Genomic DNA, 14,156 nt, shown 5'->3' on the forward strand with positions numbered 1-14,156 from the left:
CCGTCTCGTCCGTTCGGCGGGGCGCTCGCGCGCGGGTCCGTGCGGATCGTGGCGGAGACGGCCGGGGTGTTCCTGGCGGGGCTGGGTGTGTACGTGACCGTCGCGCGGCTCGAACCGTTGCCGCGCCCGGCATTTCAGCTGGCGGCGCTCGCCGCCGGCGCGGCGCTGTTCCCGCTGCGTCGCCGGTTCCCCGGCGTCGTGCTCCTGGCGCTCGCCGCGCTGACCGGCCTGGCGACCGGCGTGGGGCCGGTCGCGGCTGCGGCTGCGTACGCCGTGGCCCGGCAGGCGGTCCGCGCCCGGCGGCGGGCCCGGCTGCTCGCGGCGGCCGCCGCCGTCGTCGTGGCGGCCGCGACCGCGTCCGCGCCGTGGCTCGGCCCCGGGCAGCCGTCGTACGGACTGGCGCTCGGCCTCGTCCTGGCGGCCACCGCCGTGGTCGTCCCCGGCCTCGTCGGCACCGCGCACGGCCAGCAGGGCCGCCTGCTCCAGGCGCTCCGTGAGCGCGGCGACGCCGCGGAACGGGCCCGCCGGTCCGCCGACAGCGAGGCCCGCACCCAGGAGCGGTCCCGGATCGCCGCGGAGATGCACGACCTGGTGGGCCACCGGCTCAGCCTGATCTCCCTGCACGCCGGCGGGCTGGAGATGGCCCTCGGCCGGGCCGCCCCCGAGCTGCGCGAGGAAGCGGTCCTCGTGCGGCGCACCACCCGGGACGCCCTGCGCGAACTGCGCCAGGCCCTCGGGGTCCTCGGCCCGCTCGGCCCCGACACCGGGCCCGGCGTGCTCACCGACGCCACCGGCACGCGCGCCGACATCGAGACGCTGGTGGCGGAGTCCCGCGACGGCGGCATCGCCGTACGGCTCCAGTGGACGGGCCCCGACCTGGACAACCGCCCGGCGCCCGTACGCCGCGCGGTGCACCGCGTCGTACGGGAGGCTCTCACGAACGTGCACCGGTACGCCGCGCAGGCGCACGTCACCGTGACCGTCGCGCACGACGACGAGGCCGTACGGGTCACCGTCCGCAACGGCGCCGCGCCACCGCCGTCCCCCTCCGCCGGAAACGTGGGCACGGGCCGGGGCCTCGCCGGTCTCGCGGAGCGGGTGGAGCTGCTGGGCGGGACGTTCGACGCCGGTCCGCTGCCGTCCGGCGGGTTCCAGGTGGCCGCGGCCGTGCCGGCCGAGCCGGGCGACGCCCCCGGACCTGCGAGAGCGCACGCCCCGTCCGGCGTGGACGGCCCGGCTGGCCCGGCCGGCACGGAGGAGGCCGTCCCGTCCGGGCGCCGGACCGCCGAGGCCCTGACCCTGGCGTGCGGGCTGGGGGTGTTGTCCGTGCTGATGGTCCTCGGGATCCTCTTCGTGTACGGCACACGGCCCCACCGGTCCGTACCGCCTCCGCTCCCCCACGTCGGCATGTCTCTGCACGAAGTGGCGGCGGCCGGCGTCCTCGACAACGCGGCCGTGCGGGCCGCGGCCACCGGACGCGAACCGCCGCGCCCCGCCGGCACGGCCGGCTGCATCTATCCGTTCAACGGCGCCACCGAGCGCCGCCCGGGCGGTCTGATCGTCGCCCGGTACTGTTTCGACGCCTCGCAACGTCTCATCGCCATCGACCGTTTCACCGTCCCGTCGGTCAGGGACGCCGCACCCTGGGAGTCCTCGTGACCGAGCCCGCCCGGCCGATCCGTGTCCTGCTCGCCGACGACGAGGCGATGATCCGGCACGGCGTGTGCCTGATCCTCCGGCACGCCGACGGCATCGACGTCGTCGCCGAGGCCGCCGACGGGCGGCAGGCCGTCGAACTGGCCGCCGCCCACCGCCCCGACGTGGCGCTGGTGGACATCCGCATGCCGGTGTGCGACGGCCTCTCCGCGATCGCCCCGCTCCTCGCCCTCGACCCCGCGCCGCGCGTCGTGATGCTGACGACCTTCGGCGACGAGGACAACGTCCTCCGGGCGCTGCGGGAGGGCGCCGCGGGCTTCCTCCTCAAGGACGAGGGTCCGCAGGAGCTGATCAGCGCGGTACGGGCGGCCGCCGCCGGCGACGCCGTGCTCTCCCCCGGTGTCACGGGCACGGTGATCTCCCGGATGCTGCGCGGCGGCGGACCGGACGCCGCCCGCACCGTGCCCGGGGACGAGCGGATCGCCCGGCTCACCGCCCGGGAGCGGGACGTCCTCGCGATGCTCGGTGAAGGGCTGTCCAACCAGGACATCGCCGCGCAGCTCGGCATCGGGATCGGCACGGTCAAGACGCACGTGGGCGCGATCCTCGACAAGACGGGTTCGGCGAGCCGGGTGCAGGCGGCGCTGCTCGCCCACCGGGCGGGGCTGGCCTCCTGACGCACCTGCCTCTGCCCGAAGGCAGAGGCAGGTGCGCGGGACCTCTGCCGGAGGGCGGGGCGGGCGGGCCGTCGCCCGTCCTCCGGCAGAGCTCAACTCCACCTCCCAGGACGATGTTTCCGCAGGTCAGGGCCGTGAGGATGGATACGTCCACCCGGTCCGCGGGCTCCTCGCGGACCGTCGTATCCGAGCAGGAGTGCACATGTCGCAGCCGATGCCCTTCCCCGGCACCGTCACCGGACCGGCGGCCCGGGCGACGGGCCTGACCAAGGTCTACGGGCGGGGAGAGACCCGGGTCACCGCCCTGGACGCGGTGTCCGTCGAGTTCGCGCGGGGCCGGTTCACCGCCGTCATGGGCCCCTCCGGCTCCGGCAAGTCCACCCTCATGCACTGCATGGCCGGGCTGGACACGGTGACGTCGGGCTCGGCGTGCATCGGCGGCACCGAACTGTCGTCACTGAGCGAGCGTCAGCTGACGCGGCTGCGCCGGGAGAAGGCCGGGTTCGTCTTCCAGGGCTTCAACCTGCTGCCGACGCTCACCGCGCTGGAGAACATGACGCTGCCGCTGCGGATCGCCGGGCGGGAGCCGGATGCGGCGTGGCTGGAGACCGTCGTCGCCATGGTGGGGCTGGGCGGGCGGCTCGGCCACCGGCCCGCCGAGCTCTCCGGCGGCCAGCAGCAGCGCGTCGCGGTGGCCCGCGCGCTCGTGTCCCGCCCCGAGATCGTCTTCGCCGACGAGCCGACGGGGAACCTCGACTCCCGCGCGGGCGCCGAGATCCTCGGCTTCCTCCGGGAGTCGGTGCGGGAGCTGGGGCAGACGGTGGTGATGGTCACCCACGACCCGGTGGCCGCCGCGCACGCCGACCGGGTGGTGTTCCTCGCCGACGGCCGGGTCGTCGACGACCTGCACGAGCCGGGCGCCGACGCCGTGCTCGACCGGATGCTGCGCTTCGAGGCCGGGGACGGCCGCACGACCTGACACGGCGCCGGCCCTGCCCTGCCCTGCCCCGGGCCCGCCGTCCCCCGCCCGCAGCATCCAACGGAACCGGAAAGCCCCGGAGAACATCCCATGCTCCGCACAGCCCTGCGCAACGTCCTCGCGCACCCAGCCCGTCTGGCCATGACCGTGCTCGCCGTCTGTCTCGGTGTCGCGTTCGTCTCCGGAACCCTCGTCTTCGCGGACTCCTCCGCCGCCGCCCACCGTGCCGCCTCGTCGAAGAACTTCGCGGGCATCGCGGTCACCGTCACCCCGAAGTCGTCCCCGTCGGCCACCGCCGCCGACCTGCGCGACACCGCGCTCGACGACGCACTCGTCCAGAAACTCGCCGGAGTGCCCGGCGTCGGCGCCGTGCGGCCGGCCGCCGACGGCACGGCCACCCTGGCCGCCGCGGACGGCAGCCCGCTGCGCACCGGGACGTCCCGGGCGAACCTCGCCGCCGCGTACGTACCGGGCACGGACGGCACGGACCACCGCCACCCGCTGGTGAAGGGCCGCGCCCCTGCGCGCGACGACGAGATCGCCGTCGACGCCGGCACCGCCGCCGCCGGCCGGTTCCGCATCGGCGACACGGTCACGCTCGCCACGACCGGGCCGGTCATGACCAAGCGCCTCGTCGGCATCGTCACCACCGACGACCCGCGGGTGTCCGCGGGCGGCACCCTGACGCTCTTCCCCATGGGCACCGCACAGCGGCTGTTCGCGACCCCCGGCCACTACACCTCCATCGACCTGTCCGCCGCGCCCGGCACCGACCGTGCGGAGCTGACCGACCGGGTCACGGCCGTGCTCCCGGCGGACCGGGCGGAGGCGGTCAGCGGCACCGCCCAGGCCGCCCAGCAGGCGGTCCTCGTCGACACCCTCACCCGGGGCTACACGAAGCTGCCGCTGGTGTTCGCCGGGGTCGCGCTGTTCGTCGGCTCGTTCCTCGTCGTCAACACCTTCACCATGCTCGTGACGCGGCGCACCCGCGACATCGCCCTGCTGCGGGCGATCGGTGCCTCGCGCGGCCAGGTGGTCCGTTCCGTTCTGGCGGAGGCGGCGCTGGTCGGGCTCGTCGCGTCGGCGGCCGGTTTCCTGCTGGGCCTGGGCGTCGCCTCGGCGCTGCCGCACGTCCTGAGCACGGCCGAGGAGACGCTGCCCGACGGGCCGCTGGTGATCGGGGCCCGGTCCGTGGTGGCGGCGCTCGCGGTGGGCGTGGGTGTCACGGTGCTCGCCGCGTGGCTGCCCTCCCGGCGGGCCGCGAGGATCGCGCCCGTCGAGGCGATGCGGTCGGCCGGGCAGACGCCGCCCCCGGCACGGTCGCGGGTCCGTGGCGCAGTGGGGTCGGCCCTGCTCGCGCTCGGCGCCGGCCTGCTCGTCTCCCTCACGGGGGCGAAGGACGCCTCCGTCGGGAACCTGCAGAACGCGATGGCCGGCTGCGCCCTCCTCGCCGTCGCCATGATCGTGCTGGCGCCGCTGCTCGCCGGGCCGGTGATCCGGCTGACCGGGCGGCTCACCACCCGCTTCGGCACCATCGGCCACCTCGCGCGGGAGAACGCGCTGCGCGACCCGCGGCGCACGGCCGCCACCGCCTCCTCCCTGATGATCAGTACGGCGCTGGTCGCCGGGCTCGCGGTCGTCGGCCACTCCACCGGGCAGGCCCTCGACCGGCAGGCCGCCGCCGGCCTCCGCGCCGACTACGTCATCGGCACCCGCGACACGACGACGGGCATCGACCCCGCCGCCGTCCAGCGGGTGGCCGCTACGGCCGGGGTACGGACCGCGGCAGCCGTCGCGGACTCCACACTCGTCGTGGGCGGCAAGGTCCGCACCGTCACCGGCGTCGATCCGGCCACCGTGGGCGCGGTCATGAAGCTCGACTTCGTCAGCGGCTCCGTGAAGGGCCTCGGGCCGGGCCGGATCGCCGTCTCCGAGAGCGTCGCCCGGGAACACGGCCTGCGGGCGGGCGGCAGGCTCCCGGCGCGCATGGGCCGCAGCCAGGAGTTCCGGCCGTACACCGTCGTCGGCGTCTACCAGGACAACCCCGTCGCCCACGACGTGCTCGGCGCCCCCGCCGACGTGCAGAAGAACAGCTTCGTGCCCGGGTCGGTGCAACGGATCCTCGTCCGCACGGAGGGCGGCGCGGTGTCCAAGGCCATGGAGAGCCGACTGCGTGCGGCCGTGGGCAACAGCCCGCTGCTGACGGTCGACGACCGGGCGCGACTCGTCCACGAGGCCGCCGGCGCCGTCGGCGACCTGCTGACCCTGATGTACGGGCTCCTCGCCCTGGCCGTCGTGATCGCCTCGCTCGGCATCGTCAACACCCTGGCGATGTCGGTGTCGGAGCGCACCCGGGAGATCGGTGTGCTGCGCGCCATCGGCATGGACCGTGCCGGGGTCCGGCGGATGATCCGGCTGGAGTCCCTGACGGTGGCCGCGTTCGGCACGCTGCTGGGCCTGGCGGGCGGGGTGTTCTGCGCCTGGGCGGTCGGTGCGCTGGCCAACGGCGCGGTGGCGCAGTACGCGTTCACGCTCCCGTGGGGGACGCTGCTGCTGATCTGCGCGGTGTCGCTCGTGATCGGTACGGTCGCGGCAGTCGTTCCGGCCCGCCGGGCGGCCGCGTTGAGCCCGCTGGAGGCTGTCGCGGAGGCGTGAGCGTGCCGTGCCCACCGGGGTGGCGTCCGTGGGACGCCACCCCGGCTCGGTGCGTTCCGGGTCAGCGGACCTGGTACTGGCCGACCTCGAGGAACTGGCGCACGGCGGCGGGACCGCCGTCGAGGGCCTTGCTTGCAGCAGCGCGGAACGCGTCGCTCGGGTGCTGCGTCATCAGGCGCAGGACGGCGTAGCGGTCGTCCTCCTCCTGGGCCTTGTACCGGCCGGTCTCCAGGGAGTACCGCAGGTCGGCGGCGTTGCCGTCGAGCGCCTTGTTGGCGGCTCGCGTCACGCCACGGCCCGGGTTCTTGCCGAGGATGGCCAGGACGGCGTAGCGGTCGTCCTCCTCCTGGGCCTTGTACTGGCCCACCTCGAGGAACTCGACGAGGGCCTCGGCCGTCCGCTTGTCGAGGGCGCGGCTGCCGTAGACCCGCATCGAGGACTTCTCCGGGCTCTTGGCCATGAGGGTGAGGACCTCGACGCGCAGGTCGTCCATCGACATGTGCGCGTAGTCCTTGGCGGCCGGGGACGCCGGGGAGGCGGTGGCGGTGGCGGAGGCGACCGTTCCGCGGTCGGCGGTGCCGGCGGCCACCGCCGGGGAGGAGAACAGAACGACGGGGGCCAGGACGGCTGCCGTGGCGACGGCCGCAACGCGGACCGGCTTCATCGTCATGGAGGTGCACCTACTTCGCGAGAAAGATCGTTAATGCCCCGTCAGCTTAGACACTCCCGGCACGGCCCGATCCGTCACCCCTGTATGGGTTCCGTCAGGATTGCGGGGCGTCCTGCGGGTACCAGCGCAGCTCGACCGTGTTGCCGTCGGGGTCGCGGACGTACAGCGACTCCGCCATGCCGCGGGCGCCGAAGTTGGTGGACGGGCCGCTGACGACGGTGAACGTTCCGGCGGCGACGACCTCCTGCCAGTCGAGGGGCTCGACGACCAGGCAGAGGTGGTCGACGTTCGACTCGCCGCGCTCGCGGTGCACCAGGTCGATGATGGTGGTGGGCGAGACGCGGACGGACGGGAAGGGCACCTTTCCGGCGCGCCACTCGTCGACGCGGACCGGTTCCAGGCCGAGGGGGCCGGTGTAGAAGGCGAGGGACCGCTCGACGTCGGAGACGTTGAGGACGAGGTGGTCGAAGCCGATGACGCGCATGGTGTGGGCACGCTTCCTTTCGCTGACGGCTTGTTGCGGCGGTGGGCGCGGGCGGCGCACCGCCCGTGCCCACCGAAGGTATCGCGCCATGATCGTTTCCGCATCGGTCCCGGGGCCTAGGCCGTTTCGTTTGGATCCGTGGATGGTGGATCGGTGTGCCCGTTGTCAGAGGCTGCCGGCAGCATCGCCGCCATGAACGGCATCCGTACCACCCCGCCGCGGCCGCTCGACGCCGCCACGGTCTTTCCTCAACTGGCGCCGCTGGCACGCCCGGCGATCCGGTTGCATCCCCGCCCCGGGTCTCCGTCACCGCACGACAGTTCTGTCGGCGGGCCGATGCTGTGGCCCGCCGACGAGCCGTGGCCGCACTGCGGCGAGTCACACGACCAGATCGACGACCTGTACGTGGCGTACGGGGTGCGCGCCGGCGAGGGCTACGAGTGGCACGACGGTCCGAACCCCATGGTGCCCGTGGCCCAGCTTTACGTGCGCGACATACCGCTGCTGCGGCCGTCATGGATCTGAGTAAGGAACTACAGCAGCGGCTGGGGGACTGGAGCAACTGGCAGGCCGCCGCATCCGCCGTGGACAGCTCCTGGGCCCCCTACCCGGATTCGTTCTACGGGAGCCAGCTGTCCGTCGCCCCGGGCTGGAAGGTCGGCGGCTGGCCCCCGTGGGGCCTCACCGACCCGATCGCCCGCTTCTGCACCGCCTGTGGCGCCAAGATGGCCCCGCTGCTGACCATCGCCTCGAACGAATGGGACTCCAGCAACCACGGTTGGGTCCCCTACGAGGATCAAGCCCTCGGCTCCCTCGACGACTCGTGTGTGACGAACCCGCCCAAGGTCCAGGTTTCCAAGGGGAACCGCCTGCAGCTCTACGTCTGCCCGGAGTCCCCGGATCACCCGCACACGTCCCTGATCCAGTGAGCGATTACTGAAGTCACAAGGCCGGCTGTGCAGCCCCGGCGTATCCCCGGTCGCCGCAGCGGTGGCCGCCGGCCGTGCCGCACCCCCGACCGGGGTCTCACAAGGATCACGCGACCCTAGAGGTTCCGTAAGTAGTCGGAGAAGCCCAGGGTGTAGTTCCGGTACTCGGCTCGCCAGGCCGCGACGTCCTCTTCCGTGATGGCGCGTCCGGAGATCGTCTGCATGTGGGTGATGAGGAAGGCCTCGTCCTTCGTCGAGTCGAACCGGACCCGGTTCTCGGAGAGCTCGAAGAGTCGCTTCGTCTCCAGGTCGAGGATGCTGTACAGGAACGACCCCTTGGGGAAGCGGAGCGATTCCGGCATCTGCTTCTCGAGCGAGGAATTCGCGTGGTACCAGGAAATGTAGACGGAATCGTCGGTCATCTCCATCCGGTACACCGACGGGTCGGCCGAGTAGATGATGTCGATCGGGCAGACGTGCCGGTAGTCGAACAGCGAGACGATGGACATGAGGATCTCGGTCAGGATCTCCTCGGAGAGCCGGCTGCTCGTCTTGCCGACGGAGGAGGGCCAAAGGCGCCGGTCGGCCGCTCGTTGGTAGAGAGCCGAGGGATTGTCCGGGGCGAGCATGGAGACCCGTACGGACCCGGGGTTGTGGTGGACGTGCGAGAGCCTGGCCGCGACGAAGCGGGCGCTCGGCCCGCGGAATACATAGGAAGTCGTCGTGGCCAGACTCTGGTTGAGATGCCGGTTGAAGTCGTCGTCGAAGGTGTCGGTCGCCGGGTAGCGGCCACTGGGCAGAAAGATCCGGTTGGCGTCCGACATACGGTCCAGCAGGGCGTCGGAGAGTACGCCGAACTGTTCGTTCAGGTTCTCCTTGAGGGCCGCTTCCTGTTTCTCCGAGCTGAAGAACGAGAAGATCAGGGCGAAGACGACCGACGCGACAAGGTTGAGGCCGATCGAGGACATGATGGCCGCGCTGGTCATGTTCTTGTCCTGCAAAGTCAGCAGGACGCCGCCCGCCAGCGCCAGCGCCGCCGCGAAGAGGAAGGCGAAACGTGCGGCGCTGGTTCGCCAGGACTGCATGGAGCTTGCCACGGGACGGCGCCTCCTGGGGTCGTGTTGACCGAGATCAGCTGAACAGCAGGGCCGCCAACTGTAGTTGGAGTATTGGGCACTGTCCGGCGGGTCGGGTGACCTGGCCGGCGTTCGCCTTGGCCGCTCCCGGGCGGGCCGACCGTGGCCCCGGGGCGCGGGCGGTGGTCTCCGGGGCGGCGGACGGGGGCACGCCGCCCCGGAGACGTGCGGGGGTTCCGGCGGAGCTGTCAGCCGCCGAGGGCGAGTTGCACGATGCGGACCACGACCAGGACCATCGCGGCGAGGAGGTAGAGGCGCAGGGCGGCCAGGCCCACCTTGCGGCCCGTGGACAGGACGGGGTCCGGCAGCTCGTGCAGCGGCGGCATCCGCCAGTTCTCCTTGCCGGTGCGGTCGACAGGCCCGGCCAGGGCCCAGCCCTTGCGGCGGCGGCGCGTCTCGGCGTAGCCGAGGGCGAGGATGCCGGCGACGCCGCAGATGCCCATGATGTCGAGGATCGCGTTCGCGCCGATGCCGGGGAAGAGGACGGCGGCGGTCAGGACGACCGAGAGCGTGACGAGGACGGCCACGACGAGGGAGGTGAAGACGTTGGTGACGCGCCCGTTGACCCACGGCCCGAGCACGGTCCTGTCGTTGCACAGCAGGAGCAGGAAGACCGAGGCGGAGGGCAGCAGGACGCCGGCGAGGGTCTGGACGCCCTCGGTGAGCAGGCCCAGCGGGGAGCCGGGGATGACGACGACGACCGCGGCGGCGAGGACGAGGCCCGCGAAGACCGCGTAGAAGCCCTTGGCGCCCTTGATGCCGTGGTGCAGCGAGTGCTTCAGCCCGAGGACGTCGCCGATGGCGTAGGCGGTGGACAGCGAGACGGCGCAGGCGCCGATGACCGAGGCGTCGAGCAGTGCGACGGCGAACAGCACGCCGGCGGTCCTGCCCGCGTACTTCTCCAGCCCCGCGGCGACGTCGCCGGCGTCGGTGAAGTGGCCGGCCTCGGCGTGCCCGGAGAACGCCGCGGCGCAGAAGCCCGTCATGGCGGCGGCGCCCACGAGGACGACGGCGATGCCGAGCCACAGATCGGCCTTCTCGTACCGCAGGAAGCGCGGGGTGATGCGCTTGTCGATGACGTAGGACTGCTGGAAGAACAGCTGCCACGGTGCCACCGTGGTGCCGACGACGGCGATGACGAGCAGCAAGACGTCGGCGAGCCGCGCGTGGTGCGGCATGCCCGGCACGACGAAGTCGTGGGCCATCCGCCCCGTCGGGGGGTGCACGATGACGTAGACGGGCACCAGCAGCAGCGAGCCCGCGCAGAGGAGGATCGCGGTGCGCTCGAAACGGCGGAAGGAGCCGGTCGACGCGGCCAGCACCACGAGGACGGCGGCCAGCAGCACGCCGGGCACCTTGGGCAGCCCGAGGTGGCCGACGGCGAGGGTGATGCCGATGAACTCGGTCACCAGCGTGAGGGCGTTGAGCAGGAACAGGTCGATGACGGAGAACGCGCCCCAGAACCTGCCGAACCGCTCCAGGATCAGCCGCGCGTGCCCCACACCGGTGACCGCGCCGAGCCGCAGCACCATCTCCTGGTTGACGTACGGCACGGGTATGAGGAGGAGCAGGGTCCACAGGAGGCTGGTGCCGTAGTTCCGGCCGGCCTGCGTGTAGGTGCCGAACGCGCCGGCGTCGTTGTCGCCGACCATGACGATCAGGCCGGGGCCGACGACGGCGAGCAGGGTCTTGAGCCGGGCGGACAGCCTCCGGCGCGGGGCGGTGTCGTCCGCCTTGATGGTGCCGAGTGCCCCGCGGCTGTCTCCGGTGTGGGCGTCGTCGAGGACGGCGGTGCGGGCTGCGGCGGCGGAGGGGGTGGTGATCGTGGAGTCGGTCATGAGAGCCTCCCTGTCCCCCGTTCAGGGGGAAGGTCGGGGCACTCAGCAGCAACCTTCCCCGTGCGCGGGCAGCCCAAGGGCCCGGAGCGGCACGGTGCCGTACGGGTGCTGGGCTGCGCGGGCGGTGACGCGCGGGACGCGCGCGGGGAAGGTCGTTACCGCGTACCGGAGGTCGACGAGGACATACGGGTGCGGGGCTTCCTGTGGCCCGGACTGTGACTGTGACCGTCCATGTCTCTCGCCTCCTCCCGGCCGTGGCGACTCCTCGTCGAACCTGGACGAGGCATCTCAAACGCTCAAACGTTTCGCACGTCTCGAACGTCCAGCAGCTTAGCCTGACGATTGCATGTTGACGCAAGTGTCTTGACTCGACCTTGACGCGCGGTGGTGCAACAGCACATCAGGGGGTGACGAGGTCCGCGGCGTGGTCGTCGCCGGGCCGGTGAAGAACCCCGCCGGCCGAGGCGTCCCCCGCGGGTGCCGGCGTCGCCGCGGCCGCCAGGGGCGACCGTACGAGGCGGTGCTGCACCAGACACGTGGCGGCGACGGCTGCACCCAGTACGGCCCAGCCGGCCGGGCCGGCCGCGATGGCCGCGGTGGCGGCCAGCGGGCCCACCGCGCGCTGCGTGGCCTGGCCGAGGCCGTGCACGCCGAGGTAGGCGCCCTGGGCCGTCGGGGGCGCGAGGGCCACGGACAGCTCCCAGGAGACGACCGCCTGGAGCATTTCGGCGGCGGTGAAGGCGATGGCCGCCAGCAGCAGGAACGCGGAGGCGAGCACGGGGCCGCCCGCGGCCGCGGCCGCCATGGCGGCGCCGCCCACGGCGAACGCGGCGCACAGCGGCAGCAGCAGGGAGCGGGCCCGGTCGGTCGTGGCGCCGAGGCGGGACAGGGGCACCTGGAGGGCGACGACCAGGACGTTGTTGAGCACCAGCAGCACCGGCACCAGGCCGTGCGGTGCGTCGGTGGCCCGTACCGCCCACAGCGACAGACCGACCTTGAAGACGGCGTCGTGGAGGCAGAGCACGCCGTCGGTGCCGACGTACGCCAGGTACCTGCGGTTGCGCCAGGGGCTGACCGGTACGGCCTGGGGTGCGCTTGCCGTCTCTTGTCCCGCCGCTCCCCCGGTGACGACGACGGGGGCGGCACCGGCCTCGGCACAGCCCAGGGTGATGACTGCCGCGGCGACGAACGAGGCGGCGTCGCCCAGGAGCATGTACGGGTAGACGGCCGTGGTGCCGGCCCCCAGCGCCGCCGCCGCGGCCAGGCCGCCCAGGGCCCAGCCGGCGTTGGCGACCGTACGGTTGACGGCCTGGTACCGCACGCGGTCGCTGCCGGCGATCCGCGTGCCGTAGAGCCTGGTCAGCACGCCCGCTGCCCGGTCGCCGAAGCCGCCGGCCACCGAGCAGAGCAGCAGCAGGGTGAAGTCGTCGGTGAGCAGGAGGCCGGCGGCGGCCAGGGCGCGCAGCACCTGGAAGGCGGCCAGGACACGGGTGAGCGGCAGCCGGTCGGCGAGCCGCCCGCCGAAGGGCGCCCCGGCGATGCCGGCGACACCAGCCGCGGAGACCAGGGTGCCGACCTGCCCCAGGCCCAGGTGCGAGACGTACGTGAAGTAGAAGACCGAGGTGGCGCCCCACAGGCCGCTGCCGATCCGGTCGACCAGGGCCACCCCCAGCATCCGGCGCCCGTCGCGCCCTCCCGGTATCCGCGCGCGTCCTGTGCCCGTGACGTTCCCCATGACGGACCGCCCCCCGTTTCGCTTGCTCAAGCTATTTGTATTGATACATACTTGAGTATGTGACAGAACAATATGGCATCACCGGGACGACAGCCAAGGACGTTTCCGCGTCCGTCGAACGCGCCGTGGCCGACGGCGCCCTGGCGCCGGGGGCCGCCCTCCCCCCGGTCCGCCGGCTCGCCCAGGACCTCGGCATCAGCCCCGGCACCGTCGCGACCGCGTACCAGGAGCTCCGGCGCCGCGGCATCGTCGTCACCCGGGGCCGCGGCGGCACGGTCGTCGCCCCCGCGCCCGCCGTCGCCTCCCGCCGTCCGCCGCCGGTGCCCGAAGGGCTGCGGGACCTGGCCGGCGGCCTCCCCGACCCCGCCTTCCTCCCCGACCTGCTGCCGCCCACCCGGCTCTCGCCCGGCGCCCGCCCGCACCGCACCGCGCCCCGGCTGCCGCGCCTGGAGGACGCCGTACGCCAGTGGCTCGGCGCGGACGGCGTGCCGGTGGAGCACATCACCTTCGCCCACGGGGCGCTCGACCTGATCGGGCGGCTGCTCTCGGTCGAACTGCGCCCCGGCGACGCCGTGGCCCTGGAGGACCCCGGCTACCACCACCTCCTCGACCTCGTCACCGCCCTGGGCCTGCGCACCCTCGCCGTCGAGGTCGACGGCGAGGGCATGCGCCCCGAGTCCCTGCGGGCCGCGCTGAAGGCGGGGGTGCGGGCGGTCGTCTGCAGTCCCCGCGCGCAGAACCCGTACGGCGGCTACCTGTCCCCGGCGCGCCGCGACGCCCTCGTCGCCGTCCTCGCCGGGGCCCCCGACGTCCTCGTCGTCGAGAACGACCACGCCGGAGCCGTCTCCGCCGCTCCCCTGCACTCCCTCACGGCCGGCGGGCACCTGGGCCGCTGGGCCCACGTGGCGACGGTGACCAAGTACCTGGGCACCGACCTGCGCTGGGCCGCGGCCGCCTGCGACGCGACGACGCTGGCCCGCCACGACGGGCGGCTGCTGCTGACCTCCGGCTGGGTCAGCCACCTGCTCCAGGAGACCGTCCTCGCCCTCATGACGGACCCGGCCACCCGGGCCCTGGTCGAGCGCGCCGGGCCCACGTACGCCGCCCGGCGCCACGCGCTCCTCGACGCGCTCGCCCGGCACGGCATCACCGCCCACGGCAACAGCGGCATGAACGTGTGGGTCCCCGTACGCGACGAATCGGCGGTGGTCAACGGTCTCCGCACCCATGGCTGGTGGGTCGCCGCCGGCGCGCGCTTCCGCATCGGCAGCACCCCCGGCGTCCGCATCACCACGGCGGCCCTGCCGGAACCGGAAGCGCCCCGCCTGGCCCGCGACTTCGCCGCCGCCCTGGCCGAGTCGCAGACGACGTACGGCGGCTGACGGCGCCGCACGGGC

13 protein-coding genes are annotated in these 14,156 nt (G+C 73.4%); 8 read left to right on the forward strand and 5 right to left on the reverse strand.

Annotated features, from left to right (window positions below):
- The first annotated feature begins 39 nt into the window (after nt 1–39).
- The 4 genes from IE305_RS20015 to IE305_RS20030 all read left to right on the forward strand — a co-directional run bounded on the left by IE305_RS20015 (nt 40) and on the right by IE305_RS20030 (nt 5,967).
- Nucleotides 40–1,659 carry a sensor histidine kinase gene (locus tag IE305_RS20015; RefSeq protein WP_190131041.1) on the forward strand — a complete coding sequence of 540 codons (1,620 nt, stop codon included), beginning with the start codon at nt 40–42 and terminating at the stop codon, nt 1,657–1,659.
- A complete protein-coding gene (locus IE305_RS20020; RefSeq protein ID WP_190131042.1) occupies nt 1,656–2,333 on the forward strand; it encodes a response regulator in 678 nt (225 codons plus the stop codon). The genes IE305_RS20015 and IE305_RS20020 overlap by 4 nt, the downstream gene beginning before the upstream one ends.
- 202 nt (nt 2,334–2,535) lie before the next feature.
- The gene (locus IE305_RS20025) at nt 2,536–3,312 is read left to right on the forward strand and encodes an ABC transporter ATP-binding protein (RefSeq protein ID WP_190131043.1); all 777 of its coding nucleotides are present in this window, start codon (nt 2,536–2,538) and stop codon (nt 3,310–3,312) included.
- Between the two features lie 90 nt (nt 3,313–3,402).
- Nucleotides 3,403–5,967: an ABC transporter permease gene (locus IE305_RS20030; protein ID WP_190131044.1), complete on the forward strand. Its 2,565-nt coding sequence runs from the start codon at nt 3,403–3,405 to the stop codon at nt 5,965–5,967.
- Between the two features lie 61 nt (nt 5,968–6,028).
- Here the strand turns inward: IE305_RS20030 and IE305_RS20035 are convergent, their stop codons facing one another.
- Nucleotides 6,029–6,637 (reverse strand): ALF repeat-containing protein, encoded by a 609-nt coding sequence (locus tag IE305_RS20035; protein WP_190131045.1) that lies wholly within the window; start codon nt 6,635–6,637, stop codon nt 6,029–6,031.
- Between the two features lie 94 nt (nt 6,638–6,731).
- Nucleotides 6,732–7,121 (reverse strand): VOC family protein, encoded by a 390-nt coding sequence (locus tag IE305_RS20040; protein WP_190131046.1) that lies wholly within the window; start codon nt 7,119–7,121, stop codon nt 6,732–6,734.
- A gap of 192 nt (nt 7,122–7,313) precedes the next feature.
- Here IE305_RS20040 and IE305_RS33700 point away from each other — a divergent pair, with 192 nt between their 5' ends.
- Nucleotides 7,314–7,646, forward strand: coding sequence for a hypothetical protein (locus IE305_RS33700; RefSeq protein ID WP_308440257.1), 333 nt, complete (start codon nt 7,314–7,316; stop codon nt 7,644–7,646).
- Nucleotides 7,637–8,050 (forward strand): hypothetical protein, encoded by a 414-nt coding sequence (locus IE305_RS33705; protein WP_308440258.1) that lies wholly within the window; start codon nt 7,637–7,639, stop codon nt 8,048–8,050. Before IE305_RS33700 ends, IE305_RS33705 begins: the two co-directional genes overlap by 10 nt.
- 116 nt (nt 8,051–8,166) lie before the next feature.
- On the opposite strand, the gene IE305_RS20050 is transcribed toward IE305_RS33705, so the two are convergent.
- Together IE305_RS20050 and IE305_RS20055 are read right to left on the reverse strand one after the other, a co-directional pair.
- Entirely contained in the window at nt 8,167–9,147 is a 981-nt protein-coding gene (locus tag IE305_RS20050; protein ID WP_190131047.1) for a hypothetical protein, read from the reverse strand.
- Nucleotides 9,148–9,374: 227 nt separating this feature from the next.
- Nucleotides 9,375–11,024, reverse strand: a complete 1,650-nt coding sequence (locus tag IE305_RS20055; protein ID WP_190131048.1) for an NRAMP family divalent metal transporter — start codon at nt 11,022–11,024, stop codon at nt 9,375–9,377.
- A 60-nt stretch (nt 11,025–11,084) separates the two neighbouring features.
- Here IE305_RS20055 and IE305_RS20060 point away from each other — a divergent pair, with 60 nt between their 5' ends.
- A complete protein-coding gene (locus IE305_RS20060; protein ID WP_190131049.1) occupies nt 11,085–11,243 on the forward strand; it encodes a hypothetical protein in 159 nt (52 codons plus the stop codon).
- Nucleotides 11,244–11,424: 181 nt separating this feature from the next.
- Here IE305_RS20060 and IE305_RS20065 read toward each other — a convergent pair whose 3' ends face one another.
- Nucleotides 11,425–12,759: an MFS transporter gene (locus IE305_RS20065; RefSeq protein ID WP_308440259.1), complete on the reverse strand. Its 1,335-nt coding sequence runs from the start codon at nt 12,757–12,759 to the stop codon at nt 11,425–11,427.
- A gap of 59 nt (nt 12,760–12,818) precedes the next feature.
- On the opposite strand from IE305_RS20065, the gene IE305_RS20070 reads away from it, so the two are divergent.
- Nucleotides 12,819–14,141, forward strand: a complete 1,323-nt coding sequence (locus IE305_RS20070) for a GntR family transcriptional regulator (RefSeq protein WP_190131050.1) — start codon at nt 12,819–12,821, stop codon at nt 14,139–14,141.
- The last annotated feature ends 15 nt before the right edge of the window (nt 14,142–14,156 follow it).

The organism is Streptomyces mashuensis (assembly GCF_014654785.1).
GTDB lineage: Bacteria > Actinomycetota > Actinomycetes > Streptomycetales > Streptomycetaceae > Streptomyces > Streptomyces mashuensis.

Coding starts and splice junctions, on each gene's coding strand:
- IE305_RS20025 (WP_190131043.1), top strand. CDS start 2,536: ATGTCGCAGCCGATGCCCTTCCCCGGCACCGTCACCGGACCGGCGGCC.
- IE305_RS20030 (WP_190131044.1), top strand. CDS start 3,403: ATGCTCCGCACAGCCCTGCGCAACGTCCTCGCGCACCCAGCCCGTCTG.
- IE305_RS20035 (WP_190131045.1), bottom strand. CDS start 6,637: ATGACGATGAAGCCGGTCCGCGTTGCGGCCGTCGCCACGGCAGCCGTC.
- IE305_RS20040 (WP_190131046.1), bottom strand. CDS start 7,121: ATGCGCGTCATCGGCTTCGACCACCTCGTCCTCAACGTCTCCGACGTC.
- IE305_RS33700 (WP_308440257.1), top strand. CDS start 7,314: ATGAACGGCATCCGTACCACCCCGCCGCGGCCGCTCGACGCCGCCACG.
- IE305_RS33705 (WP_308440258.1), top strand. CDS start 7,637: ATGGATCTGAGTAAGGAACTACAGCAGCGGCTGGGGGACTGGAGCAAC.
- IE305_RS20055 (WP_190131048.1), bottom strand. CDS start 11,024: ATGACCGACTCCACGATCACCACCCCCTCCGCCGCCGCAGCCCGCACC.
- IE305_RS20065 (WP_308440259.1), bottom strand. CDS start 12,759: ATGGGGAACGTCACGGGCACAGGACGCGCGCGGATACCGGGAGGGCGC.